General features: G+C 49.9%; 26 protein-coding genes and 9 tRNA genes. 10 read left to right on the top strand and 25 right to left on the bottom strand.

Annotation, left to right across the window (positions count from 1 at the left end):
• Window positions 1–60: 60 nt before the first annotated feature.
• From hpf to AC6R0R_RS18340, 8 genes are all read right to left on the bottom strand, one after another.
• Window positions 61–348, bottom strand: a complete 288-nt coding sequence (gene hpf, locus AC6R0R_RS18375) for a ribosome hibernation promoting factor (RefSeq protein WP_334553461.1) — start codon at window positions 346–348, stop codon at window positions 61–63.
• 25 nt (window positions 349–373) lie between these two features.
• Entirely contained in the window at window positions 374–1,861 is a 1,488-nt protein-coding gene (locus AC6R0R_RS18370) for an RNA polymerase factor sigma-54 (protein WP_500627774.1), read from the bottom strand.
• Window positions 1,862–1,932: 71 nt separating this feature from the next.
• Window positions 1,933–2,658 (bottom strand): LPS export ABC transporter ATP-binding protein, encoded by a 726-nt coding sequence (gene lptB, locus AC6R0R_RS18365; RefSeq protein WP_500627773.1) that lies wholly within the window; start codon window positions 2,656–2,658, stop codon window positions 1,933–1,935.
• A gap of 120 nt (window positions 2,659–2,778) precedes the next feature.
• Window positions 2,779–3,276 (bottom strand): lipopolysaccharide transport periplasmic protein LptA, encoded by a 498-nt coding sequence (lptA, locus tag AC6R0R_RS18360; protein ID WP_500627772.1) that lies wholly within the window; start codon window positions 3,274–3,276, stop codon window positions 2,779–2,781.
• Entirely contained in the window at window positions 3,257–3,820 is a 564-nt protein-coding gene (lptC, locus tag AC6R0R_RS18355; protein ID WP_500627771.1) for an LPS export ABC transporter periplasmic protein LptC, read from the bottom strand. The genes lptA and lptC overlap by 20 nt, the downstream gene beginning before the upstream one ends.
• Window positions 3,817–4,374: a 3-deoxy-manno-octulosonate-8-phosphatase KdsC gene (gene kdsC / locus AC6R0R_RS18350; RefSeq protein ID WP_500627770.1), complete on the bottom strand. Its 558-nt coding sequence runs from the start codon at window positions 4,372–4,374 to the stop codon at window positions 3,817–3,819. The genes lptC and kdsC overlap by 4 nt, the downstream gene beginning before the upstream one ends.
• A complete protein-coding gene (locus tag AC6R0R_RS18345; RefSeq protein WP_500627769.1) occupies window positions 4,374–5,339 on the bottom strand; it encodes a KpsF/GutQ family sugar-phosphate isomerase in 966 nt (321 codons plus the stop codon). Before AC6R0R_RS18345 ends, kdsC begins: the two co-directional genes overlap by 1 nt.
• 16 nt (window positions 5,340–5,355) lie before the next feature.
• Window positions 5,356–6,321: a calcium/sodium antiporter gene (locus tag AC6R0R_RS18340; RefSeq protein WP_500627768.1), complete on the bottom strand. Its 966-nt coding sequence runs from the start codon at window positions 6,319–6,321 to the stop codon at window positions 5,356–5,358.
• A 241-nt stretch (window positions 6,322–6,562) separates the two neighbouring features.
• Here AC6R0R_RS18340 and mlaF point away from each other — a divergent pair, with 241 nt between their 5' ends.
• From mlaF to AC6R0R_RS18300, 8 genes are all read left to right on the top strand, one after another.
• Window positions 6,563–7,360, top strand: coding sequence for a phospholipid ABC transporter ATP-binding protein MlaF (mlaF, locus tag AC6R0R_RS18335; protein WP_334553473.1), 798 nt, complete (start codon window positions 6,563–6,565; stop codon window positions 7,358–7,360).
• Entirely contained in the window at window positions 7,360–8,148 is a 789-nt protein-coding gene (gene mlaE / locus AC6R0R_RS18330; RefSeq protein WP_334553475.1) for a lipid asymmetry maintenance ABC transporter permease subunit MlaE, read from the top strand. The genes mlaF and mlaE overlap by 1 nt, the downstream gene beginning before the upstream one ends.
• Before the next feature lie 2 nt (window positions 8,149–8,150).
• Window positions 8,151–8,639: an outer membrane lipid asymmetry maintenance protein MlaD gene (mlaD, locus tag AC6R0R_RS18325; RefSeq protein WP_334553477.1), complete on the top strand. Its 489-nt coding sequence runs from the start codon at window positions 8,151–8,153 to the stop codon at window positions 8,637–8,639.
• A 10-nt stretch (window positions 8,640–8,649) separates the two neighbouring features.
• Window positions 8,650–9,288: an ABC transporter substrate-binding protein gene (locus AC6R0R_RS18320; RefSeq protein ID WP_500627767.1), complete on the top strand. Its 639-nt coding sequence runs from the start codon at window positions 8,650–8,652 to the stop codon at window positions 9,286–9,288.
• Window positions 9,288–9,596 (top strand): STAS domain-containing protein, encoded by a 309-nt coding sequence (locus AC6R0R_RS18315; protein WP_500627766.1) that lies wholly within the window; start codon window positions 9,288–9,290, stop codon window positions 9,594–9,596. Before AC6R0R_RS18320 ends, AC6R0R_RS18315 begins: the two co-directional genes overlap by 1 nt.
• Window positions 9,597–9,610: 14 nt before the next feature.
• The gene (gene ibaG / locus AC6R0R_RS18310) at window positions 9,611–9,865 is read left to right on the top strand and encodes a BolA family iron metabolism protein IbaG (protein ID WP_487903523.1); all 255 of its coding nucleotides are present in this window, start codon (window positions 9,611–9,613) and stop codon (window positions 9,863–9,865) included.
• Window positions 9,866–9,874: 9 nt separating this feature from the next.
• Window positions 9,875–11,134, top strand: coding sequence for a UDP-N-acetylglucosamine 1-carboxyvinyltransferase (murA, locus tag AC6R0R_RS18305; RefSeq protein WP_500627765.1), 1,260 nt, complete (start codon window positions 9,875–9,877; stop codon window positions 11,132–11,134).
• Window positions 11,135–11,256: 122 nt separating this feature from the next.
• A complete protein-coding gene (locus AC6R0R_RS18300; RefSeq protein WP_487903521.1) occupies window positions 11,257–11,997 on the top strand; it encodes a 1-acylglycerol-3-phosphate O-acyltransferase in 741 nt (246 codons plus the stop codon).
• Window positions 11,998–12,108: 111 nt separating this feature from the next.
• Here the strand turns inward: AC6R0R_RS18300 and AC6R0R_RS18295 are convergent.
• The 12 genes from AC6R0R_RS18295 to mutY all read right to left on the bottom strand — a co-directional run bounded on the left by AC6R0R_RS18295 (window position 12,109) and on the right by mutY (window position 16,228).
• Window positions 12,109–12,184 (bottom strand) — tRNA-Asn (locus AC6R0R_RS18295).
• Between the two features lie 50 nt (window positions 12,185–12,234).
• A tRNA-Thr gene (locus tag AC6R0R_RS18290) sits at window positions 12,235–12,310 on the bottom strand.
• Window positions 12,311–12,343: 33 nt separating this feature from the next.
• A tRNA-Asn gene (locus AC6R0R_RS18285) sits at window positions 12,344–12,419 on the bottom strand.
• Window positions 12,420–12,446: 27 nt separating this feature from the next.
• Window positions 12,447–12,522, bottom strand: a tRNA-Thr gene (locus AC6R0R_RS18280).
• Between the two features lie 60 nt (window positions 12,523–12,582).
• Window positions 12,583–12,658: transfer RNA gene (locus tag AC6R0R_RS18275), tRNA-Phe, on the bottom strand.
• 398 nt (window positions 12,659–13,056) lie between these two features.
• Window positions 13,057–13,132, bottom strand: a tRNA-Asn gene (locus AC6R0R_RS18270).
• A 38-nt stretch (window positions 13,133–13,170) separates the two neighbouring features.
• A tRNA-Phe gene (locus tag AC6R0R_RS18265) sits at window positions 13,171–13,246 on the bottom strand.
• A 7-nt stretch (window positions 13,247–13,253) separates the two neighbouring features.
• A tRNA-Thr gene (locus AC6R0R_RS18260) sits at window positions 13,254–13,329 on the bottom strand.
• Window positions 13,330–13,493: 164 nt separating this feature from the next.
• A tRNA-Phe gene (locus AC6R0R_RS18255) sits at window positions 13,494–13,569 on the bottom strand.
• Window positions 13,570–13,672: 103 nt separating this feature from the next.
• Window positions 13,673–14,827 carry a membrane-bound lytic murein transglycosylase MltC gene (mltC, locus tag AC6R0R_RS18250; protein ID WP_500627764.1) on the bottom strand — a complete coding sequence of 385 codons (1,155 nt, stop codon included), beginning with the start codon at window positions 14,825–14,827 and terminating at the stop codon, window positions 13,673–13,675.
• A 55-nt stretch (window positions 14,828–14,882) separates the two neighbouring features.
• The gene (locus tag AC6R0R_RS18245; protein ID WP_138971437.1) at window positions 14,883–15,155 is read right to left on the bottom strand and encodes an oxidative damage protection protein; all 273 of its coding nucleotides are present in this window, start codon (window positions 15,153–15,155) and stop codon (window positions 14,883–14,885) included.
• Window positions 15,152–16,228 (bottom strand): A/G-specific adenine glycosylase, encoded by a 1,077-nt coding sequence (gene mutY, locus AC6R0R_RS18240; RefSeq protein ID WP_500627763.1) that lies wholly within the window; start codon window positions 16,226–16,228, stop codon window positions 15,152–15,154. Before mutY ends, AC6R0R_RS18245 begins: the two co-directional genes overlap by 4 nt.
• A 228-nt stretch (window positions 16,229–16,456) precedes the next feature.
• Between mutY and trmB the strand changes: the two genes are divergently transcribed.
• Window positions 16,457–17,176, top strand: coding sequence for a tRNA (guanosine(46)-N7)-methyltransferase TrmB (trmB, locus tag AC6R0R_RS18235; RefSeq protein ID WP_334568334.1), 720 nt, complete (start codon window positions 16,457–16,459; stop codon window positions 17,174–17,176).
• Between the two features lie 77 nt (window positions 17,177–17,253).
• A complete protein-coding gene (gene glsB, locus AC6R0R_RS18230; RefSeq protein WP_334568335.1) occupies window positions 17,254–18,174 on the top strand; it encodes a glutaminase B in 921 nt (306 codons plus the stop codon).
• Window positions 18,175–18,241: 67 nt separating this feature from the next.
• Here the strand turns inward: glsB and hemW are convergent, their stop codons facing one another.
• From hemW to AC6R0R_RS18205, 5 genes are all read right to left on the bottom strand, one after another.
• Window positions 18,242–19,420, bottom strand: a complete 1,179-nt coding sequence (gene hemW, locus AC6R0R_RS18225) for a radical SAM family heme chaperone HemW (protein ID WP_500627762.1) — start codon at window positions 19,418–19,420, stop codon at window positions 18,242–18,244.
• 30 nt (window positions 19,421–19,450) lie between these two features.
• On the bottom strand, window positions 19,451–20,050 hold the full coding sequence (locus tag AC6R0R_RS18220; RefSeq protein WP_500627761.1) for an XTP/dITP diphosphatase: 600 nt from the start codon (window positions 20,048–20,050) through the stop codon (window positions 19,451–19,453).
• A gap of 24 nt (window positions 20,051–20,074) precedes the next feature.
• On the bottom strand, window positions 20,075–20,506 hold the full coding sequence (locus AC6R0R_RS18215) for a DUF4426 domain-containing protein (protein WP_500627760.1): 432 nt from the start codon (window positions 20,504–20,506) through the stop codon (window positions 20,075–20,077).
• A 95-nt stretch (window positions 20,507–20,601) separates the two neighbouring features.
• Window positions 20,602–20,892 carry a DUF167 family protein YggU gene (gene yggU / locus AC6R0R_RS18210; RefSeq protein WP_334568338.1) on the bottom strand — a complete coding sequence of 97 codons (291 nt, stop codon included), beginning with the start codon at window positions 20,890–20,892 and terminating at the stop codon, window positions 20,602–20,604.
• The gene (locus AC6R0R_RS18205; RefSeq protein WP_500627759.1) at window positions 20,892–21,449 is read right to left on the bottom strand and encodes a YggT family protein; all 558 of its coding nucleotides are present in this window, start codon (window positions 21,447–21,449) and stop codon (window positions 20,892–20,894) included. Before AC6R0R_RS18205 ends, yggU begins: the two co-directional genes overlap by 1 nt.
• Window positions 21,450–21,480 lie beyond the last annotated feature (31 nt).

Genomic DNA, 21,480 nt, shown 5'->3' with positions numbered 1-21,480 from the left:
TGAACTGCACTTTTCGTGCAGTCCAGTGTAAGGATTTCGCGTAGTTGCATGGTTATGGACTTAGTGGGTATTTAGCTTTTCTTTGTGCTTGTTCAATTGACGCACGAGTTTATCGACCAACGAATCGATCGCCGCGTACATGTTTTCTTCGTCTGAAGAGGCGTGAATGTCGCCTTGGTTTACGTGAAGGGTAGCTTCAGCGATCTGACGGACTTTTTCAACTCGAAGTACCACATGGACGTTGTTGATGTGATCGAAGAACCGCTCTAGCTTTTGAAACTTTTCGTTTACGTAGTCTTGCATTGCATCGGTGAGCTCGACGTGATGACCGGTAATATTAATTTGCATAGACTTTCCTTCTCGGTTGTTGGCCTTATAGCAGGCGTTTACGCTGACTCGACGGGGCGATCCCTAGAGATTCACGGTACTTAGCTATTGTCCGCCTTGCGACCTGAATTCCTTGGTCAGCGAGTAGTGCTGCAATCTTACTGTCACTAAGAGGTTTGGCGCTGTTTTCGGCAGCGACCAGCTTCTTAATGAGTGCTCGGATTGCAGTGGATGAGCACTCTCCGCCATTGTCGGTGCTGACATGGCTAGAGAAGAAATATTTCAACTCAAAAATGCCACGAGGGGTATGCATATACTTTTGTGTGGTAACCCGTGAGATGGTGGACTCGTGCATATCAACCGCTAATGCGACGTCGTTCAATACCATCGGCTTCATGGCTTCTTCGCCATACTCAAAGAAATCGTGTTGATGTTCAACAATACATTTTGCAACTTTGAGTAGCGTCTCATTTCTACTTTCTAAGCTTTTGATCAGCCATTTCGCCTCTTGCAAATTGGTGCGAATGTACTGGCTATCGGCACTGTTGCCTTTACCGAGCGCCGCGTACTGTTGGTTGACTTTCAAACGTGGCACAGAGTCGGGATTGATGGTCACCACCCATTTGCCATGATCTTTGTACACCGACACATCAGGGATAACGTACTCGGCGTGATCTTCAGCGATCCGGCTACCAGGGCGAGGATCTAACTGTTGAATCAGTGCTAAGGTCTCTTTGAGCTCGGCTTCTTTGAGCTTAGTCTCTTTAATGATCAGTTTGTAGTCGCGGTTACCTAATTGATCAATATGATCGGTCAGCACCTTTTTCGCTTCCGCAAGCCAGGGGGTCTCTTCAGGGAAGGTCGCCAGTTGCAGCAGCAAGCAATCTTGCAAGTTCACAGAGCCGACGCCGAGTGGGTCAAATTGCTGGATGCGTTTACGCACCGCTTCAATCTCTTCGATTTCGATCTCTTCATTGTCGAAGCTGTCGAGAATATCTTGCGGTGAAACGGTAAGGTAGCCGTAGTCATCAATGGCATCAATGAGCGTGAGTGCTATGGTGCGATCAGTGTCGCTAAACGGGGTCAGATCCAGTTGCCACACCAAGTAATCTTGGAGAGATTGGGTGGTTTCACCCTGATAAACCGGCATGTCATCATCAACGGCTAACCCGGTGCTGCCGGTGTTAGCGCTGTAGACATCATCCCATGTAGTATCGATTTCAAGCTCATTACTGATCTCCGACTTTTCAATCATTTCGGAGCTGTCTTGGGTCTCGACCTCGGAAAATTCAGGTTCTGCAGAATCCGAGTTTGACGCCTCGTTGCGGCTCTCTTTTTCCTCAGTACGGTTTTTTTCTTCAACGTTTACCTCGTCATTGGCCTCTTCCACTTCGAGTAGTGGGTTGGAGTCTAATGCTTCCTGAATTTCTTGTTGAAGATCCAAGGTCGACAACTGCAATAAGCGAATCGCTTGTTGCAATTGTGGCGTCATGGCTAACTGCTGTCCTAGCTTGAGTTGTAATGAGGGTTTCATTCAGTAATGCTTGCCTTAATGCTGGAGAACTTTCTTGTTCGTCCTATTATTATCTCTGTTACTTACTGTAATCATAGACGGAATTGTTCACCAAGATAAACTTGTTTCACCTGCTCGTTGTTCAACACTTCGCTCGGTGTGCCCTCTGCAATCAGATGGCCTTGGCTAACGATGTATGCCTTTTCACACACATCCAGTGTTTCGCGAACGTTGTGGTCAGTGATCAAGACACCGAGACCTCTATCCCTGAGGTGTTCAATGATTTTCTTGATGTCGATAACGGAAATGGGGTCGACCCCAGCAAAGGGTTCATCCAACAAAATGAACTGTGGATTGGCCGCTAATGCTCGCGCGATTTCAACTCGGCGACGTTCTCCCCCTGATAATGCCATACCCGCACTGTGTCGAATGTGCTGAATGTGGAATTCTTCAAGTAAATCTTCCAAGCGGTCTTGGCGCTGCTCACGGGTCAACTCTTCACGTGTCTCGAGTACCGCCATGATGTTGTCCTCGACCGACAACTTACGAAAAATCGACGCTTCTTGAGGCAGGTAACCAATGCCCATGCGAGAGCGGCTGTGCATTGGCAAAATACTGATGTCGTTGCCATCAATGCTGATGGAGCCTTCGTCACGAGCCACTAACCCCACAATCATGTAGAAGGAGGTGGTTTTACCCGCGCCGTTCGGGCCGAGCAACCCGACGATTTGGCCCGATTCGACTTGCAGGCTGACGTCAGTCACGACGGTTCGATTGCCGTAGGTTTTCGCTAAGTTTTGCGCTTTTAATATCGCCATAATTTTTTGTGTCGCTATGGTTTCGTATCGCTGTAGTTACGTATCGATATAGTTACGTATCGAAATAGCTACGTTTCGCTTTAGTGATGCTTTCGCGAGTGATCGCGACGTTTTAGCTCGTTACTCTTGTACCGTTTGTGGCTGAAGAACCGTCGACACGCGGTCGCCTTTCTCTTTGCCGTCTGCAATCAACTTCTGTGAAGAGATTTTATAGCGAATTTTGCTGCCGCGAATCACGCTGTCGTCTTGAGATAGCATCGCTTGGTCAATCATCGTCAGTTGATCATCGCTCATCTTGTAGTAGAGCTCTTTCGCTTCACCGTAAAGGGTTTTACCATCGTCGGTCAACTGGGAAAACGTCGCTAAATCCCCATACCCTTCAATCTCTTGAATGGAACCATCGGCAGGATCTCGAGTCACTACCACTTTGTCGGCGTTGATGTTGATACTGCCTTGCTTGAGCTTCACATCGCCGAGGAAGGTGACTTGGTTACTCTGCATATCGAGCTGTTGACTGTCAGAGTCAATGTATACGGGCTGATCTCGGTCGGTTGAGAGGGCCATGGCGTTGCTTGTCAGTAACAAGCAGGAAATCAGACTAAGGTGTGAGAGTTTCATATCTACCTTGTACGTGTTTGTAGAGGGTTGCGTTGTTATCTGCAAAGTTGCCTTTCATGGCTTGCCCTACTGTTTCAAACTGCGGGCCGACTAAAGTGACTTGGTTGTCAGCCCAAAAATCTCGATTGTCCAATTGAATACTCATGGTGTCAGTGGACAGAGTGTCAAAGCCAGAATCTGGCAATAAGTTGGTGGTCAGAACGTCTTCATACAGAGTCAACACATGATCTTTGGTGAGGACACCACGTTTTGCGGTGACTTCCCACTCTTGCACTGTGCCGTCACGATAGACTTTTAGCACAGGGCTTTGAAAAACGGTGTCGCCGCTTTGCGCGAAGTGATCCAAATGAGCAGACGTGATCACATAGCTGCGAACCCCTTGTTCATTGTATGAGGTGTTTTCTAAGCCTTGGCCACTGAACATAGGCAGTTCTGTGTCCGGATCAACTTGAATATCATAACTTTGCTGCTTGTTGATCAGAGTGTAAGCACTGATGGCGACAACAAGTAGCAAGAGTAGATAGCCAATACGGGTTAGTGTCATATACTCAAACCTTTGTGAGTATCCAGTTCATCGCGTGCTTGGAGGATCAGGTCGCACACCTCACGCACGGCGCCATGTCCGCCACGAATAGCCGTGACATAATTGGCGCGCTGAGCCAACAATGGGTGACCATCCGCCACGCACACTTTGAGCGCGACTTTATCCATAACTGGCCAATCAATCAAATCATCACCAATGTAGCCAGTATGCTCAGGTGCAATGTTGAGCTTGTCGCAAATGTCTTGGTATGCCTTAAGTTTGTCATCTTGGCCTTGATAGATTAGCGTAATTCCCAGTGCTTTCATGCGATTTTCGACAATCGCAGAGCGGCGCCCAGTAATAATGGCAATCTCAATGCCTGCATTCATCAAGGACTTGACGCCATAGCCATCGCGAGTGTGAAAGGTTTTGAGTTCTTCGCCCTGATTACCCATGTAAATCAGGCCGTCAGAAAACACCCCATCGACATCGCAAATAAGCAGTTTAATCTGTTTGGCAATCGCAAACAGATTCGGTTCCACGGGTTGGTAAAGAGTGTCAATCATTGCAGACATTACATCACTCCCGCTTTCAATAAATCGTGCATATTCAGTGCGCCCACGACGCGTTGGTCTTGACATAAAATCAGGCCATTGATGCTCTTGTTTTGCATCAAAGCCAGACCTTCTGCAGCCAGAATGTCCGGGCTGGCCGTCGTCGGGTGTGTGGTCATGACATCTCCGATTAACGCGGTGTGGATATCAATACGTTTATCGAGAATACGACGTAAATCACCATCGGTGAAAATGCCGACCAATTTTTTCGCTTCATCGACCACGGCCGTCATGCCCAGCCCTTTCTCGCTGATGACCAAGAGTGCATCGCGAATCACTGTGGTTGGCGTCACCAAAGGCAGTTGTTCACCGGTGTGCATGATGTCTGACAGCTTCAGCAGTAGCTTACGACCTAAAGCGCCGCCCGGGTGGGAGAGCGCAAAATCTTCGGCGGTAAAGCCGCGTGCTTGGAGCATGGCAACCGCCAGTGCATCACCCATCACCAGCGTTGCCGTGGTGCTTGAGGTAGGCGCCAGGCCTAGTGGGCAGGCTTCTTTTGGCACCGTGATTTGCAAATGCAAATCAGACAGCTTCGCCATGTTGGATTCTGGCTTGCCGGTCATGCTGATGATTTTGATATTTAGGCGCTTAAGCACTGGGAAAAGGCCTAAGATTTCTGAAGATTCGCCGGAATTTGAAATAGCCAGCACGATATCATTGGGATCAATCATGCCGAGATCGCCATGCGCGGCTTCGCCTGGGTGGACGAAAAACGCCGATGTGCCTGTGCTTGCCAGCGTGGCGGCAATTTTATTGCCAATATGGCCTGATTTGCCAATCCCCATTACGACCACTTTGCCATCGAGGTTGTTCAAAATGAGATCGCACGCCTTGGCAAAATCGTCATTGAAGTATTGGTCGAGTTGCTTGAGTGCGTCAATTTCAGTGTTCAGCACCTCGAGCGCGGCGCTGCGGTAGTCGTACATACAAAACTCCAAAAGGTTAAGCGGCCATATTCATCACGAGATAGGTTTGGTAGGCGATAAAGCAGAAAAACAGCACGCCACCTTCCAATCGATTGATGCTGCGTGATTTACCCAGCGCCATCGCGACCAATAAGAGTGATACGCCGAGCATGACCCAAAAATCACGTCCCATCGCATACTCGCTGAGCATGGATGGGTTAAGAATGCCAGGGATGCCCATGACCGCAAGAATATTGAATACGTTTGAGCCGATGATGTTACCGACCGCCATGTCATCTTCCCCTTTCATGACGCCAGCCAGTGAGGCGGCGAGCTCAGGAAGACTGGTGCCGACAGCAATGATGGTCAGCCCGATGACCAGATCGCTCATGCCAAAGTATTGGGCGATGACCACCGCGTTATCGACCAAAGTGTCGGCCGCGATAGGCAGCAAAATTAAACCGACCACGACCCAGATGCCCGCTTTGAGGTTACTCACCCCTTCAGGCACTTCAGACTCTTGCTCTGCCAGTAGTGCGTCGCCTTTTTGCTTTTCGCTGCGGCTTATTTGCAACATCGCCACAATAAAGGCAGCAAACAGCACAAACAGCAGTGCGCCTTCATAAAAGCCTAAATGGTTATCCCAGAGCAGGACACCCGCTAGGACGGTAACGCCCACCATCAGTGGTAGCTCTCGTCGAATGACGGCTGAGCTGATGGAGAGAGGTTTAATGAGCGCTGTGATACCGAGAATCAGTGCGATGTTGGCGATATTCGAGCCAAGTACGTTGCCCACCGCGGTATCGGTTTTACCTTCAAGGGCGGCGGTTGCCGAGACCATCATTTCCGGTGCTGAGGAGCCCATCGCCAAGATTGTCATACCGATAACCAACGGAGAAATACCGAAGTTTCGAGCCAGCGCGGCGGAGCCAAACACCAGTTTGTCCGCACTCCAAACAAGCAACACTAACCCGACGATGAGAAACGCAATCGCTTCAAGCATGATAATCCCTAAACAGTAGACAACGTGAGAATTTAACCGTCAATTTTGACGCTTTGCCGTTTAAAAGGGAAGCGGTAAAAGGAGAATTTTCATGTTCATTTTGTTGTGAAATTCGTAATTTAATTATTTTTGTCGTTAAATTAATAAAGAAAGAGTCACTCACAATTCACGCTATGTGGCTTTAAATTCGTCATTAATCTGCTTATGATTGCGCATCAATAGGGATATCAACGGGTTCGTTATGCCAGAAGAAGATTTGGTTACTATCCAGAAGCTTACCTTCTCTCGAGGGACACGCAAGATCTTCGACAATGTCGATCTCAGCGTGCCGAAAGGCAAGGTCACAGCCATTATGGGCCCATCAGGGATTGGTAAAACGACCTTACTCAGGTTGATCGGCGGTCAACTCTACCCAGACAGCGGTGAGGTGTGGTTTGACGGTCACAATATTCCTACCCTGAGTCGTAACAAGCTCTATCGAGAGCGCAAAAAGATGAGCATGCTGTTTCAATCGGGCGCACTGTTTACCGACTTAACCGTGTTTGACAACGTGGCATTTCCGCTGCGTGAACATACCGAACTCGACGAAGCCATGATTCGCACTTTGGTGCTGCTCAAGCTGGAAGCTGTTGGCCTGCGCGGGGCCGCTGAGTTAATGCCAAGCGAGCTCTCCGGTGGGATGGCACGCCGCGCTGCGCTGGCTCGCGCTATTGCGCTAGACCCAGAGCTGATCATGTTTGATGAGCCTTTCGTTGGCCAAGATCCAATCACCATGGGCGTGCTGGTGGAGCTGATTCGCAGTCTTAACCACGCACTTGGGATCACCGCTATTGTGGTCTCACACGATGTCCCTGAGGTGATGAGCATTGCTGATAAGGTGTACTTAATGGCCAATGGGCAAGTGATTGCATCAGGCTCGCCGCAGCAACTGCGTGATAATCCGGATCCACAAGTGCAGCAGTTTCTGCTTGGCCAGGCCGATGGTCCTGTGCCGTTTCGTTATCCCTCTCAACCCATCGCAAAGGAGCTCTTCTCCTAATGTCGGATTTGGTCAATGTCATCGCTCATATCGGGCAACGCAGCTTAGCTATCGCGAGTGCCTTTGGTCGCTCGAGTTTGATGTTGGCGGGCGCGATCATCGCTCGCCCTCAGCCCGTCAAACACTTGCCGTTATTGGTTAAGCAGCTTTATAGCGTCGGTGTGCAATCGCTGATCATTATTGTCTTGTCGGGGCTATTTATCGGCATGGTACTGAGTTTGCAGGGCTACGTTATCTTGGTGGATTTTGGCGCGGAGGGCGCACTCGGCCAGATGGTGGCGTTGTCGCTACTGCGAGAGCTTGGCCCTGTGGTGACGGCGCTGCTGTTTGCCGGGCGAGCGGGCTCAGCATTGACCGCAGAGATCGGTTTGATGAAAGCCACCGAGCAATTATCGAGCATGGAAATGATGGCGGTCGATCCGCTGAAACGAGTGATTGCGCCACGCTTTTGGGCCGGGGTGATTTCTATGCCGCTGCTGACGATGATATTTATGGCGGTCGGCATCTGGGGCGGGCAACTGGTCGGCGTTGATTGGAAAGGGATTGATCATGGCAGCTTTTGGTCAGCGATGCAGGCGTCGGTTGAGTTAGGTCAAGACATAGGTAACAGCTTCATCAAAAGTTTTGTATTCGCTATCACAGTGACCTGGATAGCGCTGTTTAATGGCTATGATGCCGTGCCGACTTCGGCCGGGATCAGCCAAGCGACGACACGCACCGTCGTGCACTCTTCACTCGCGGTACTGGGGCTAGACTTCGTACTCACCGCCTTGATGTTTGGGAATTAATCATGCAACAAACACGAAAGACAGAATTATGGGTCGGCAGCTTTGTCCTTGCCGGAATTTGCGCAATCTTAGTGATGATTTTTCAAGTCGCTGACGTTAAAGGACTCGGTTCTGGTGACACTTACACGCTCAAAGCCGAGTTTGACAACATCGGCAGCTTGAAGGTGCGTTCGCCGGTGAAAGTGGGCGGGGTAGTGATTGGACGCGTGGCGAAAATTGAGCTTAACCCTGAGTCACTGCTGCCGGTGGTCACCTTGTCGATTAGCCGCCAATTCGACCAGTTTCCGGAGACATCGAGCCTTAAAATTCTCACCTCAGGTTTGATTGGCGAACAGTATATTGGTTTGACGCCTGGATTTGTCTTTGATGATGAGCAGATGCTGGTGGACGGCGATTATATTGAAGACACCAAGTCAGCCTTGGTATTGGAAGATTTGATTGGCCAAGTGCTATATAGCTTTGGCAGTGACTCTGACAAACAGGCAGAGTAAGGAGAAAAGGATGTTTAGAAAGTTAGTGCTTACTCTTGCATTGGTTATTTCCAGTGTTTCGGTTGGAGCAAAAGAGGTCAACAGGCAAGACCCGTATCAAATGATGGTTCAGGTGTCGGATCAAACCTTTGCGCGTCTCAAAGCGGAGCAGGCGCAAATTCAGCAAGAGCCAGAAAGATTGAAGCTCATCGTAGAACAAGAGTTGATGCCGTATGTGGATGAAAAATACGCGGCGCTCAAGCTGCTAGGGCCAAATTTAAAAGGGGCGAAGCGTGAGGACGTGTTGGTGTTTATCGACGCTTTTCGCGCTTATATTGTCGCCTCTTACGCGCAAGTGCTGACCCAATACACCGACCAGACGATTGAATTTGAACCTGAAGGTCGTGTGGATGACAGCCGCACCATTACTGGCGTGAAGCTCGACATCATTGATTCGCCAAGACCGAACATCAAGCTTGAGTTCAAATTGCGTAAAGACAAATCGAGTGGTGAGTGGAGTGCCTTTGACATGATTGCAGAAGGCATCAGCATGCTGTCGAGCAAGCAATCGGAGTGGAGCGGCAAGCTGCGCCAAGAAGGGATTCTTGCGGTCGCACAGGAGCTGCAAACACTGGCGAAAACGCCGATTCGCTACGAGAACAAGTCGTAATGAGCGGGGCGACATGGCAGCCATTGTCCGCTGAATGCTGTGAACTGTCTGGTCATTTGGATAGAGACAGCGTACCTGCACTTTGGCGCACATTGCAGCAGTGGCAACCTCGAGCGCATAACGTAGAGTGGTCATTAAAAGCGGTTAATCGTATCGATTCTGCCGGAATGGTGATGCTAATTCACCTAATTGAGCATGCAAAAAAACAAAACTGTCATATAATGCTCAGCTTCGTACCAGTGGAACTCAATACCCTTTTTCAATTGAGTAATATCCGCAAGGAGCTGGCTGGACACATTAAAAATTAATACCGGGGTGGATCGTGGATAGCGCACAAGTACAACAGATTTTAAATAACGCACTAAACCTGGAAGAAATACACGTTAAAGGAGAGGGCAGCCACTATGAAGTGGTGGCCGTTGATGCGTGTTTTGATGGCATGAGCCGCGTTAAAAAACAGCAGCTAATTTATGCTCCTCTCATGGAATACATCCAAAGAAATGACATTCACGCTGTTTCTATCAAAGCCTTTACGCCGCAAGAGTGGGCTCGTGATAAGAAGTTGATGTCACTATAAGGTTTAGTCATGGAAAAGTTTCGAGTAACGGGGTCTACGCAACCTCTCGTTGGTGAAGTCACCATTTCAGGCGCCAAAAACGCGGCTTTGCCGATTTTGTTTGCCTCTATTTTGGCCGAGGAGCCTGTTGAAGTATCGAATGTTCCCAAGTTACGTGACATCGATACTACTATGGAGCTGCTTAAGCGCCTTGGCGCTAAGGTTGAGCGCAATGGCAGTGTTCATGTCGACCCAAGCTGCATCACAGAGTACTGCGCGCCGTATGACTTGGTGAAAACCATGCGCGCATCGATTTGGGCGCTTGGCCCGCTGGTGGCACGTTTTGGTCAAGGCCAAGTCTCGCTGCCGGGTGGCTGTGCAATAGGTGCTCGTCCTGTGGATTTGCATATCCACGGCTTAGAGCAACTAGGCGCAACGATCACTCTAGAAGACGGTTACGTGAAAGCGCACGTCGATGGTCGCCTTAAAGGCGCGCATATCGTGATGGATAAAGTGAGCGTGGGCGCAACCATCACCATCATGTGCGCTGCGACCTTGGCAGATGGCAAAACCGTATTAGATAACGCCGCGCGTGAACCAGAGATTGTTGATACGGCTGAGTTTTTGAATAAGCTGGGCGCAAAAATTTCTGGTGCAGGTACGGACACCATCATGATTGAAGGGGTTGAGCGCTTAGGTGGCGGTCAGCACTCTGTGGTGGCCGATCGCATTGAAACGGGTACCTTCCTTGTGGCTGCCGCCGTATCGGGCGGTAAAGTGGTGTGTCGCAACACCAATGCGCACCTGCTTGAAGCGGTACTGGCGAAACTGGAAGAGGCGGGGGCCTTGGTTGAAACGGGAGACGATTGGATTTCCGTGGATATGACCGGGCGCGAGCTTAAAGCCGTGTCGATTCGCACTGCACCACATCCAGGGTTCCCAACCGACATGCAGGCGCAGTTCACTTTGCTGAACATGATGGCGAAAGGTGGTGGTGTGATCACGGAAACCATCTTTGAAAACCGCTTTATGCATGTGCCTGAATTAATGCGTATGGGCGCGAAAGCCGAGATCGAAGGCAATACCGTTATTTGCGGTGATGTGACCTCGCTGAGCGGTGCTCAAGTGATGGCGACGGATTTGCGCGCTTCCGCCAGTCTGGTTATCGCCGGCTGCATTGCCCAAGGCGAAACCATTGTTGACCGTATTTACCACATCGATCGTGGTTACGACAAAATCGAAGACAAGTTGACAGCGCTAGGCGCCAAGATTGAGCGCTTTCGCGATTAATGTCTTGTCATAGTCTCTTGCCGACAATAGTAAGCCGAAACGGGAGTTTCGGCTTTTTTATAAGGGTGAGATCAGTTAGAGTCGAGCTAGTTTTTAGTTCATAGTGTTCTTGGAGAACCACAATGATTGCACTACTTCGTGTATTGGCTGTTGCGCTTTTTGCAATTGTTATGTTTATTTTTGGTTGCGGCTATTGCTTGTTAAGCCCTCGCAACCCTAAACATGTTTTCACCTTTGGTCGCCTGTTTGGCAAAATGTCGAGTGTGTTTGGTATCAAGCTAGAACTGCGCATTCCAGACGATGCCTACCAACGCGGTCAACATATCTACATTGCCAACCACCAGAACAACTGGGATTTGTTCACTGTCTCTTCGGCGGTGACACCAAAAGTGGTCACTGTGGGTAAGAAGAGCCTCGCGTGGATGCCACTGTTTGGTCAGCTTTACTGGTTGACCGGTAATATCCTGATTGACCGTGCGAACCGCTCGAAAGCGAAAGGTACCATTGATCAAGTGGTCGATAGCATGAACAGCAGCGATGTCTCTGTATGGATGTTCCCTGAAGGAACGCGCTCACGTGGCCGTGGCTTACTGCCATTTAAAACCGGCGCCTTTCACGCCGCTGTGGGGGCGAAATTACCGATCATTCCTATTGTGTGCAGCTCAACCAGTGGCTTGAAGCTCAATCGTTGGAACAACGGTCATGTCATTGTAGAAATGCTGCCACCGGTCTCTACCGAAGGGTATGGCAAAGAGAATGTGCGTGAATTGGCAACGCTATGCCGCGAGCAGATGGCGAAAAAGCTAGAAGAGCTCGATAATGAAGTGGCGATGCTGAATCAGCAAGAGGGCGTGAAAGCCTAATTCAACCAACGACCGCGAAGTCGAATATGAGCAGTGACCTAGAGTCGCTGCTTTTTTGTTTGATTTATAGAGACACAAAAAAAGCCAAGTCTTTCGACTTGGCTTTAAAAGTGGCTCCTCCTGCTGGGCTCGAACCAGCGACCTGCGGATTAACAGTCCGTCGCTCTACCAACTGAGCTAAGGAGGAATTATCTTTTTACGTTTCTTTTCTTTATGAGCAGAGCTCTCATAAAGAAATGGTGCCGACTACCGGAATCGAACTGGTGACCTACTGATTACAAGTCAGTTGCTCTACCTACTGAGCTAAGTCGGCGCCGGATTAACAAGCTACGCTCGTTAATGATATTGGCTCCTCCTGCTGGGCTCGAACCAGCGACCTGCGGATTAACAGTCCGTCGCTCTACCAACTGAGCTAAGGAGGAATTATCTCGTTTGCGATAAAGAATAAATGGTGCCGACTACCGGAATCGAACTGGTGACCTACTGATTACAAGTCAGTTGCTCTACCTACTGAGCTAAGTCGGCACACTGTATTCTTTGCGCTTTGCTGATGTTTAATTGTCTTAGACACCAACAATCAAATTGTGGTGCCCGGAGGCGGAATCGAACCACCGACACGAGGATTTTCAATCCTCTGCTCTACCGACTGAGCTATCCGGGCGACGGGGTGTATTAAAAGACTTTTCGTGTTTGAGGTCAACATCAAATTGCAAAAAAAATATCGTTTGTTGCTTTTCTATACTTAGTGGGCTGTTTTTGCCCATTTTGCTGATTTGAACCATAACGCTTGGCGTATAAAGCCGGTTGGAAAAGAACAAAGAGTGATAACAGAGAGGAAAAAGCACGCGTTAAAGCGTGCTTTTTGTTACTTATCGTATGGATTAGTGTTTAACGTTAAACTTGCTTACCTAGATTCTGACTCTCTGCTCCGGGAGTGATATGCGCTGTACCGTTTGGCACGGGAGCTCCAAAAGCGAGATGGAGGCAATCTATATTTGTACTGAAACGATAAAGGTGTCGATACAAAAAAGCCCCAGTCTTTCGACTGAGGCTCTGATGTGGCTCCTCCTGCTGGGCTCGAACCAGCGACCTGCGGATTAACAGTCCGTCGCTCTACCAACTGAGCTAAGGAGGAATTATTCGTGTATCGCGTATAAACATGACACCAAATAATGGTGCCTCGAGGCGGAATCGAACCACCGACACGAGGATTTTCAATCCTCTGCTCTACCGACTGAGCTATCGAGGCAAAAGAATGGTGCCGACTACCGGAATCGAACTGGTGACCTACTGATTACAAGTCAGTTGCTCTACCTACTGAGCTAAGTCGGCACACTGTATTCTTTGTGCTTTGCTTGTGTATTAATATTTTATTAAGACACCAACAATCAAATTGTGGTGCCCGGAGATGGAGTCGAACGCGGACGGCTAGTTCACCGACACATAATTGCAGAGCAATTATCTTTGCATTCGTCTTACTTCAAACACCTTAAATATGGTGCCCGGAGGCGGAATCGAACCACCGACACGAGGATTTTCAATCCTCTGCTCTACCGACTGAGCTATCCGGGCGACGGAGCGCTATTAAACGGATTTTCCGTCTTCGCGTCAACTTGTTTTTGGAAAAAAAAACAAAAAAGTGGTTAAGTGCCGACAATTTAGCCGTTTTGGCACATTAGGTTCTCCCCGAGTTAAAGGCTTTTTTAAAATTTGTTACTTTCTCTAGGTAACGACGTGCTTCTGCGTTGGGATGCTTTTTCGTCAGCGCCCAGTAGACCTGATTTGGCTGTAGGGCATTGAGGTCACGCATCGCCCGTTTCCTGTCGTTGCGATCAAAAGTGTTGAGTACGCCCCCGGTGCCACCGTTGTAGGCAGAAATCATGCTGTATTCGAGCGATGTCGGATGGCGAACGTCTTTCAAGTAGCGATTTTTGAGAATGTAGAAGTAGGCGGTACCCGTATCTATGTTGTTTTCAGGATTAAAGAGATACTCCGGCGTCGGTTGGCCGGATTTCTTTTTCACCAGTTGAAACACATCGCGCCCTGCAGTTTTCGGCACGACCTGCATCAGGCCATACGCGTTGGCCCAACTCACCGCATAAGGATTAAAGCTACTTTCGGTTTTAATGATAGCGTAGATAAGATCTTCTGGAATGTCATATTTTTTCGATGCGCGGCGGACAATATCGGCGTACTGATAGCTGCGGATCTCAATTTGCTCTTCCACCATTGGAATTTCAACGTAGTAAGCTTTTTTGAAGTCGACATCTTTCACTTTCAGGTGATTGGCAATGAGGTAATCGGCGAAGCGATTCGCGCGCCATGACCACTGAATCGCTTTGTTGTCTTGGTCGACCACTTGGCGATAAAGAAACGGCTGACCTTCGAGTTTGATCCCTTTAGAGGAGAAGAGATCGACGTTCGCGGGATCATCGGGCGTGAGCAGTGTGGTGACGATGGCGTTTTTTAAGTGGCCTTTAGGATCGGTTGGAGAGACGGTTTCAACCGTGATCAGTCCTTTATCGAAGTTCACTTCTGAACGACTTAGATAGTTGTCGATGTATTTGACGTAGTTACTTTTACCGGCGAATTTGACTTCCGCGCGGCCCCAGCGTTTTTCGATGTTGCCAGAGAAACTGGATATGAGCGACTCCAGTGCGGCGGTGTCTTTCTCAAATTGACCAGGCAACTCAGCCAGATTTTTGGCGAAACGGTTGGTGGGCTCGTAGTTGACGTCATAAAGGCTTTCAACAAACTCGCGGCTACAACCCGTTAAGACCACGGCTAGGCTCAAGGATATAACTGGGCCAAGGTAAGCTAACTTCTTCATATCTCTCTCAAAAAAAAGACACCCGCTCTTAATGGGGTGTCTTTAAAGGCTGCTGTTATTCGCTCGGTGGCGTGTATCCCTCGATATGGACCTCTTTGCCTTCAAACAGGAAGTTGACCATCTCGGTTTCGATCAATTTACGGTGCTCAGGATCCATCATATTGAGCTTCTTTTCATTGATCAGCATGGTTTGTTTGTGTTGCCACTGCGCCCATGCTTCTTTTGAGATGTTGTCAAAAATACGTTTACCTAGTTCGCCTGGGTAGAGCTGGAAATCCAGTCCATCGGCTTCTTTTTGTAGTCGAGCACAAAATACCGTGCGGCTCATAACGACTCCTTTGATCGAATGCTGCGTAGTTCTGACGGTAAGCTCTCCAGCAATTGCTTCACGGGAGCGGCCAAACCGACTTCTACAGGTTGGGATAAGTTATACCAAAGACCTTTGCTGCCTTCCATTATCCTATCGGGTTGCTTTGATACGTCTACCAAAATTGGCGTGATATCGAGGTGATAGTGACTGAAGGTGTGGCGAAACGCGATCAGTGGTTGTTGGTCGACAATGCTGCTTGGCAGCACGCCTCGGGTGTCGAGTGATGGTTCGATAGCAGCGTTGTGGTGTTCAGGAAAACAGTACAAGCCGCCCCAAATGCCCGACTGTGGGCGCTGCTCGAGCCACACCTGTTGGTTGTGATGCAAGATCACAAACCAGGTCTCTTTGACCGGTTTCTCTTTCTTCGGCTTTTTGCCCGGGTAATCCAGCGGATTACCCTGTTTGTAGGCCGCGCAGAAGGTGGAGACAGGGCAGAGTGAACATTTGGGTTTGCTGCGCGTGCAGACCATCGCGCCCATGTCCATCATGGCTTGGTTGTACTTGTCGACGTCGCGGCTTGGTGTGTGTTCACAGGCAAAGGACCAGAGCTGATTTTCGACTCGTTTTTGTCCCGGCCAACCTTCTACGGCAAAACAGCGTGCGAGGGTGCGTTTGACGTTGCCATCTAAGATCGCATGTGGCTGTTTGTACACAGAGGACAAAATCGCCGCCGCAGTGGAGCGGCCAATGCCGGGTAGGGCGTTGAGTTGTTCAATCTGTTGTGGAAACTCGCCTTGGTACTGGTCACGAACGATTTGAGCGGCTTTGTGCAAATTGCGCGCTCTGGCGTAATAGCCGAGCCCGGTCCATAGATGCAGTACTTCGTCTTGCGGCGCATCAGCAAGCGCGGTCACCGTCGGAAAGCGCGCTAAAAAACGCTGGTAATAAGGGATAACCGTAGCGACTTGGGTCTGTTGGAGCATGATCTCCGACAGCCAAACACTGTAGGCGGTTTTATTCTGTTGCCATGGAAGGTTTTTGCGACCATAGCCGTCATACCACTCTAAGATGGCGGTTGCATAAGGCGTCACGACTTGCTCTGTGTTCTATGATTTATGGAGCAAAATTGCACCACAGAACACGCCTTGAGTGCAACCGACAATCTGTAGGGATATGTTGAGTTCATGGTTGAGCTTAGAGTTGTGTTGAGGCGCTTGAGCAATTGTCGCTTTGTGCGCGTAAAACACTTGCACCAGTGGCGATTCTTTGGATAATCACAATCCCTTTGAGGCGAGACCAATTTTTAGACAGGCAGAATCATGAGTGAAGTGACCACCAACGAGTACAACGAAGACGGTAAACTGATACGCAAAGTAAGAAGCTTTGTTCGTCGCGAAGGTCGTTTGACCAAAGGTCAAGAGAATGCGATGAAAGAGTGCTGGCCGACCATGGGCATCGATTACAAAGCGGAGCGACTCAATTGGCGTGAGGTGTTCGGCAATGATAACCCTGTTGTGCTAGAAATTGGTTTTGGCATGGGCGCCTCTTTGGTCGAAATGGCCAAGAACGCCCCTGAAAAGAACTTTATCGGTATCGAAGTACACAGCCCAGGTGTTGGTGCGTGTCTATCGGATGCGCGTGACGCAGGTATCAGCAACCTTCGCGTCATGTGTCACGATGCGGTTGAAGTGTTTGAGCACATGATCCCAGACAGCAGTCTGGCGACGCTGCAACTCTTTTTCCCAGACCCATGGCATAAGAAGCGTCACCATAAGCGCCGTATCGTTCAGCTTGAGTTTGCTGAGATGGTGCGCAAAAAGCTGATTGAAGGCGAAGGCATCTTCCATATGGCGACAGATTGGGAAAACTACGCGCAGCACATGATTGAGGTGATGAATCAAGCGCCGGGCTATGAGAATATCGCCACAGAGGGCGATTTTGTTCCTCGTCCTGACGAGCGTCCTCTCACCAAATTTGAAGCCCGAGGCCATCGTTTAGGCCACGGCGTTTGGGACATCAAATATAAGCGCGTTGGCTAATCTAAGCGCCACGTAGAGTCACAAAAGCCGACATGATTCATGTTGGCTTTTTTCGTTGAACTGATTGAGGTTTTGCAATGACACCGACCAATGACATGCTAGCGAGCATTCTCGATGAGGTGCGCCCACTGATTGGTAAGGGCAAGGTCGCTAACTACATTCCCGCGCTGGCGAGAGTGCCTGCAGACAAACTGGGCATGGCCGTTTTCACTAACCAAGGTGAGGTGTTTAAAGCGGGGGATGTCGATGAGCCCTTTTCGATTCAATCGATTTCGAAAGCGCTCAGCTTAACGTTAGCCATGTGTCTCTATCAGCCAGAAGAGATCTGGCGCCGTGTGGGGAAAGAACCGTCTGGTCAGGCGTTCAACTCTTTGATTCAGCTTGAGATGGAGCAGGGCATTCCACGTAACCCGTTTATTAACGCTGGCGCTATTGTGGTGGCGGATCTGCTCAGTTCGCGCCTTTCAGCGCCTAGGCAGAGGCTGCTGGAGTTTGTGCGTCAGTTATCCGGTGATACTCATATTTGCTATGACAAAGTGGTGGCCGCATCAGAGATGATGCACAGTGACCGCAATGCGGCGATCGCATATTTGATGCGCTCATTTGGCAACTTTGAGAACGAGGTCATCCCGGTGCTGAACAACTATTTTCACGCTTGTGCGTTGAAAATGAGTTGCGTCGACTTGGCGAAAACCTTCAGTTACCTCGCCAACAAAGGCACCTCGGTGCAAACACAAAAGCCGGTCATCACGCCGACACAAACTAAGCAGCTCAATGCGCTACTGGCGACGTGTGGTCTCTATGATGGCGCGGGCGAGTTTGCGTATCGAGTGGGGATGCCGGGTAAATCGGGGGTCGGCGGTGGCATTGTCGCGGTGATTCCTGGTGAGATGACCATCGCAGTGTGGTCACCAGAGCTAGACGCCTCTGGCAACTCATTAGCCGGCACTCGCGCCCTTGAGCTGTTTTCTCAGCGTATCGGGCGCTCTATTTTTTAGTGCTTGCTTTCTCTCGTGCTGCTTTCTCTGGTGCTTATTAGGGCGCAGGTTGGCCTGTCGCGCGCCCTTATTCACTCTCATCCATAAACGCTGCGAGCAGGTCATTGAGAAACAATTTACCTTTCTCGGTGACTTGCCAACTTGTTACGCTCTCATCGATATAGCCTTTTTCAACGGCCCAGTTCATGGTTGGCGCGATCACGTCTAGCGCTAAGCCAGTGGTGTCGATGAAGTCTTGCTTCGGACACGCTTCAAGCAAGCGAAAACGGTTCATAAAGAACTCAAAAGGGCGCTCTTTATGTTCGACTTGATGCTCATCAGATAGGTAGGGTTTGGTGAGATTCTGATACGCCGCCAAGTACCCTTTGGGGTGTTTGATTTTCGTGGTCCGCACAATACGACCATCGGCAAAGCTTATCTTCCCGGCGCTGCCACAACCAATGCCTAGGTAATCGCCAAAGCGCCAGTAGTTGAGGTTGTGCTGACACTGATAGCCCGGCTTACTGTAGCCAGAGATTTCATACTGCACGTAGCCTGCTTGAGTGAGCTTTTGATGGCCCAGCTCGAAAATATCCCACAGCGCATCGTCATCCGGCAGTACCGGTGGTTTGGAGTAGAATAGGGTGTTGGGCTCAATCGTCAGCTGATACCAAGAGAGGTGCGGAGGATTGAGCTCGATGGCTTGTTCAAGATCGGACAATGCCTCTTGGACTGATTGATCCGGCAAGCCGTGCATCAAATCGAGATTAAAGCTGTTTAAGCCTATGGTATGCGCAAGTTTCGCTGCGTTGACGGCTTCTTGCTCGCCGTGAATACGGCCCAATCGCTGGAGTTTCTCGGCCGCAAAACTCTGCACGCCAATCGAGATGCGGGTCACTCCTGCAACTTGGTATCCGCCAAAACGCTCGGCCTCTATCGTGCCTGGGTTGGCTTCCATGGTGATCTCAATGTCATCTTTAAACGCAATGCGCGCACGAATACCAGAGAGCAGGCGCTCAATGCCCTGAGGCGAAATCAAGCTTGGCGTGCCGCCACCGATGAAAACCGAGTGCAAGGGCCGCGGGTTGGCATTGAGCTGGTAGCGTTCAATATCGCTGTCGAGATCCTCAAGCAGGGCATCAATGTATTGCGCTTCAGGAATCGTATCCTTGAGTGCATGGGAGTTAAAATCGCAGTACGGGCACTTTTGTACACACCAAGGGATGTGGACATAGAGACTGAGATTCGGAGGCGTTAGCTTGGTCATGAACGTGGACATGAGCGTGGTCATGAGCGGTTACAGCGGCTGTTGTGATAGCTGAGCAAAGAGCTGCTTAAGCGCTTTACCGCGGTGCGATAGCTGCTTTTTGCGTGCGGGTTCAAGCTGCGCGCTGGCGCACTGTTCTTCTGAAACAAAGAAAATCGGATCGTAGCCAAAGCCATGTTCACCTTGAGGCTCAGTCAAAATGCGCCCTTCCCACACGCCATGACAGACGATCGGAGTAGGATCTTGGTGATGACGCATCAGGACCAAAACACAATGAAAGCGCGCCGTGCGCTGCGTTTCTGGAACATTCTCCATCGCCGCGAGCAGCTTTTCTAAGTTCTGCTGATCGCTGGCACCTTCTCCGGCATAACGCGCAGAATAAATGCCCGGCGCGCCTTGTAGGTAATCGACTTCAAGACCTGAGTCATCGGCAATGGCGGCCAGCCCCGTCTCTTTCGCGGCGTGGCGCGCCTTGATGATGGCGTTTTCGATAAAGGTGGTGCCTGTCTCGGCCACTTCTGATACCGCATAGTCACTTTGTGCGACCACATCAAAGCCAAATTCAGACAACAGATCCGCCATTTCGCGGACTTTACCTTGATTGCCCGTGGCTAATACGATTTTCTTCATACTTCTCTCGCTCTCTCTATCGTCTTACTCTTCGACATAAAATTTTTGGCTGAACTTTACTGGTCCTGTGCCTTTAATGCCAGCATTAACATCAATCGTGAACGACAAGGTTTCTTCATTGCTGATTGGAAACTCGGCGATATAGTAAATCGCTTCGCCTTCTACTATTTCGCGGAACGCCAATGTTTTGCTTTGGCCAATCAGGTTTTTGGCCTGACCGCTGACCGCAGCCTTGATAGCCGGTTTGCCGGCTGCTGAGTTGTCGAGCACACTGATATTGAGGATAGCCGAGTAGCCGTTGCGTTTGAGCTGGTAGCTGCGCGCCACCGCTGGGGTCAAAAAGGTCGAATTGAAGGCGGAGTAGTGCACTTCGATGTCTTTGATGGTTTTGAACTGCTCGGCGGCGCTAGGGAGTGACAGCAGAGCGAGTAGAAGTAGGTAAAATCGAGCTTTCATGAGCATTCCTTTTAATGATTGTTTTTCATGCCTGGTAGACATGGTGTCCTTACATGGTTAGACAGCATGAGGCTTGAGCGTAAAAGTAAGCCACCCTAGAGGATGGCTTGGATAACGGGTGGTATCTGCTTGGCGTCGGCGATGCGCACTTGTTTGTGGCGGCCCAATTCACCTTTTTCTATCGCCACCATGCCCTTGGCCACTTTGCATTGCTTGGCAAGATATTTGGTGAGATGCGCATTGGCTTTACCGTCTACCGGAGGGGCGGTAATGGCGACTTTTAATTCATCACCGTGCACCCCGACGAGACTATCGCGGCTCGCTTTAGGTTGGATATAGAGGCGCAACACCAGATCGCTGCCCTCTAGCCAAGCCGCGAGTGCCATTAGAGCTGATACCAAATAGGGCCAATGATGTCACCCATCAGGAAGTTAGCAAACTGCAGCACGATAAACAGCACCAGTACGCTCAAATCAAAGCCGCCCATGGCTGGAAGTACGCGGCGAATTGGCGCCAACATAGGTTCAGTCAACTGATGGAACACGTACTCAATTGGGCTGCGGCCTTGGCTGACCCAGCTCAAAATCGCGCGGATCAGTAGAACCCAGAACAGTAAGCTGCCCGCGGCTTTGAGCAAAGAGAGCAAACCAAGGAACAGGAAGTCGGCACTGAAGGTGACGGAGCCGCCTGAGGCAATCAAAATCAACGCGACAAACTTCAAAACGCACAACACGTAAGCAAATAGCACGGTGGCGAGATCAATGCTGCCTACCGATGGGATCACGCGGCGCAGCGGCGCAACGACCGGTTGTGTCGCTTTAACGATAAATTGCGAGAAGGGGTTATAGAAATCGGCGCGCGCCGCCTGTAACCAGATCCGCAAAATGACGACCATAATGTAGAGGTCGAACAGTGTGGAAATCAAAAAACTCATTGAATTCATAGGGTAACCTTACTTCGTCGAGCCAAGGCTC

The organism is Vibrio sp. R12-SW3-ISO1 (assembly GCF_059834005.1).
The sequence above is the reverse complement of the archived record's forward strand: the minus strand, read 5'-3'. Positions and strand labels throughout refer to the sequence as shown.

Coding starts and splice junctions, on each gene's coding strand:
- hpf (WP_334553461.1), bottom strand. CDS start 348: ATGCAAATTAATATTACCGGTCATCACGTCGAGCTCACCGATGCAATG.
- AC6R0R_RS18370 (WP_500627774.1), bottom strand. CDS start 1,861: ATGAAACCCTCATTACAACTCAAGCTAGGACAGCAGTTAGCCATGACG.
- lptB (WP_500627773.1), bottom strand. CDS start 2,658: ATGGCGATATTAAAAGCGCAAAACTTAGCGAAAACCTACGGCAATCGA.
- lptA (WP_500627772.1), bottom strand. CDS start 3,276: ATGAAACTCTCACACCTTAGTCTGATTTCCTGCTTGTTACTGACAAGC.
- lptC (WP_500627771.1), bottom strand. CDS start 3,820: ATGACACTAACCCGTATTGGCTATCTACTCTTGCTACTTGTTGTCGCC.
- kdsC (WP_500627770.1), bottom strand. CDS start 4,374: ATGTCTGCAATGATTGACACTCTTTACCAACCCGTGGAACCGAATCTG.
- AC6R0R_RS18345 (WP_500627769.1), bottom strand. CDS start 5,339: ATGTACGACTACCGCAGCGCCGCGCTCGAGGTGCTGAACACTGAAATT.
- AC6R0R_RS18340 (WP_500627768.1), bottom strand. CDS start 6,321: ATGCTTGAAGCGATTGCGTTTCTCATCGTCGGGTTAGTGTTGCTTGTT.
- mlaF (WP_334553473.1), top strand. CDS start 6,563: ATGCCAGAAGAAGATTTGGTTACTATCCAGAAGCTTACCTTCTCTCGA.
- mlaE (WP_334553475.1), top strand. CDS start 7,360: ATGTCGGATTTGGTCAATGTCATCGCTCATATCGGGCAACGCAGCTTA.
- mlaD (WP_334553477.1), top strand. CDS start 8,151: ATGCAACAAACACGAAAGACAGAATTATGGGTCGGCAGCTTTGTCCTT.
- AC6R0R_RS18320 (WP_500627767.1), top strand. CDS start 8,650: ATGTTTAGAAAGTTAGTGCTTACTCTTGCATTGGTTATTTCCAGTGTT.
- AC6R0R_RS18315 (WP_500627766.1), top strand. CDS start 9,288: ATGAGCGGGGCGACATGGCAGCCATTGTCCGCTGAATGCTGTGAACTG.
- murA (WP_500627765.1), top strand. CDS start 9,875: ATGGAAAAGTTTCGAGTAACGGGGTCTACGCAACCTCTCGTTGGTGAA.
- AC6R0R_RS18300 (WP_487903521.1), top strand. CDS start 11,257: ATGATTGCACTACTTCGTGTATTGGCTGTTGCGCTTTTTGCAATTGTT.
- mltC (WP_500627764.1), bottom strand. CDS start 14,827: ATGAAGAAGTTAGCTTACCTTGGCCCAGTTATATCCTTGAGCCTAGCC.
- AC6R0R_RS18245 (WP_138971437.1), bottom strand. CDS start 15,155: ATGAGCCGCACGGTATTTTGTGCTCGACTACAAAAAGAAGCCGATGGA.
- trmB (WP_334568334.1), top strand. CDS start 16,457: ATGAGTGAAGTGACCACCAACGAGTACAACGAAGACGGTAAACTGATA.
- glsB (WP_334568335.1), top strand. CDS start 17,254: ATGACACCGACCAATGACATGCTAGCGAGCATTCTCGATGAGGTGCGC.
- hemW (WP_500627762.1), bottom strand. CDS start 19,420: ATGACCAAGCTAACGCCTCCGAATCTCAGTCTCTATGTCCACATCCCT.
- AC6R0R_RS18220 (WP_500627761.1), bottom strand. CDS start 20,050: ATGAAGAAAATCGTATTAGCCACGGGCAATCAAGGTAAAGTCCGCGAA.
- AC6R0R_RS18215 (WP_500627760.1), bottom strand. CDS start 20,506: ATGAAAGCTCGATTTTACCTACTTCTACTCGCTCTGCTGTCACTCCCT.
- yggU (WP_334568338.1), bottom strand. CDS start 20,892: ATGGCACTCGCGGCTTGGCTAGAGGGCAGCGATCTGGTGTTGCGCCTC.
- AC6R0R_RS18205 (WP_500627759.1), bottom strand. CDS start 21,449: ATGAATTCAATGAGTTTTTTGATTTCCACACTGTTCGACCTCTACATT.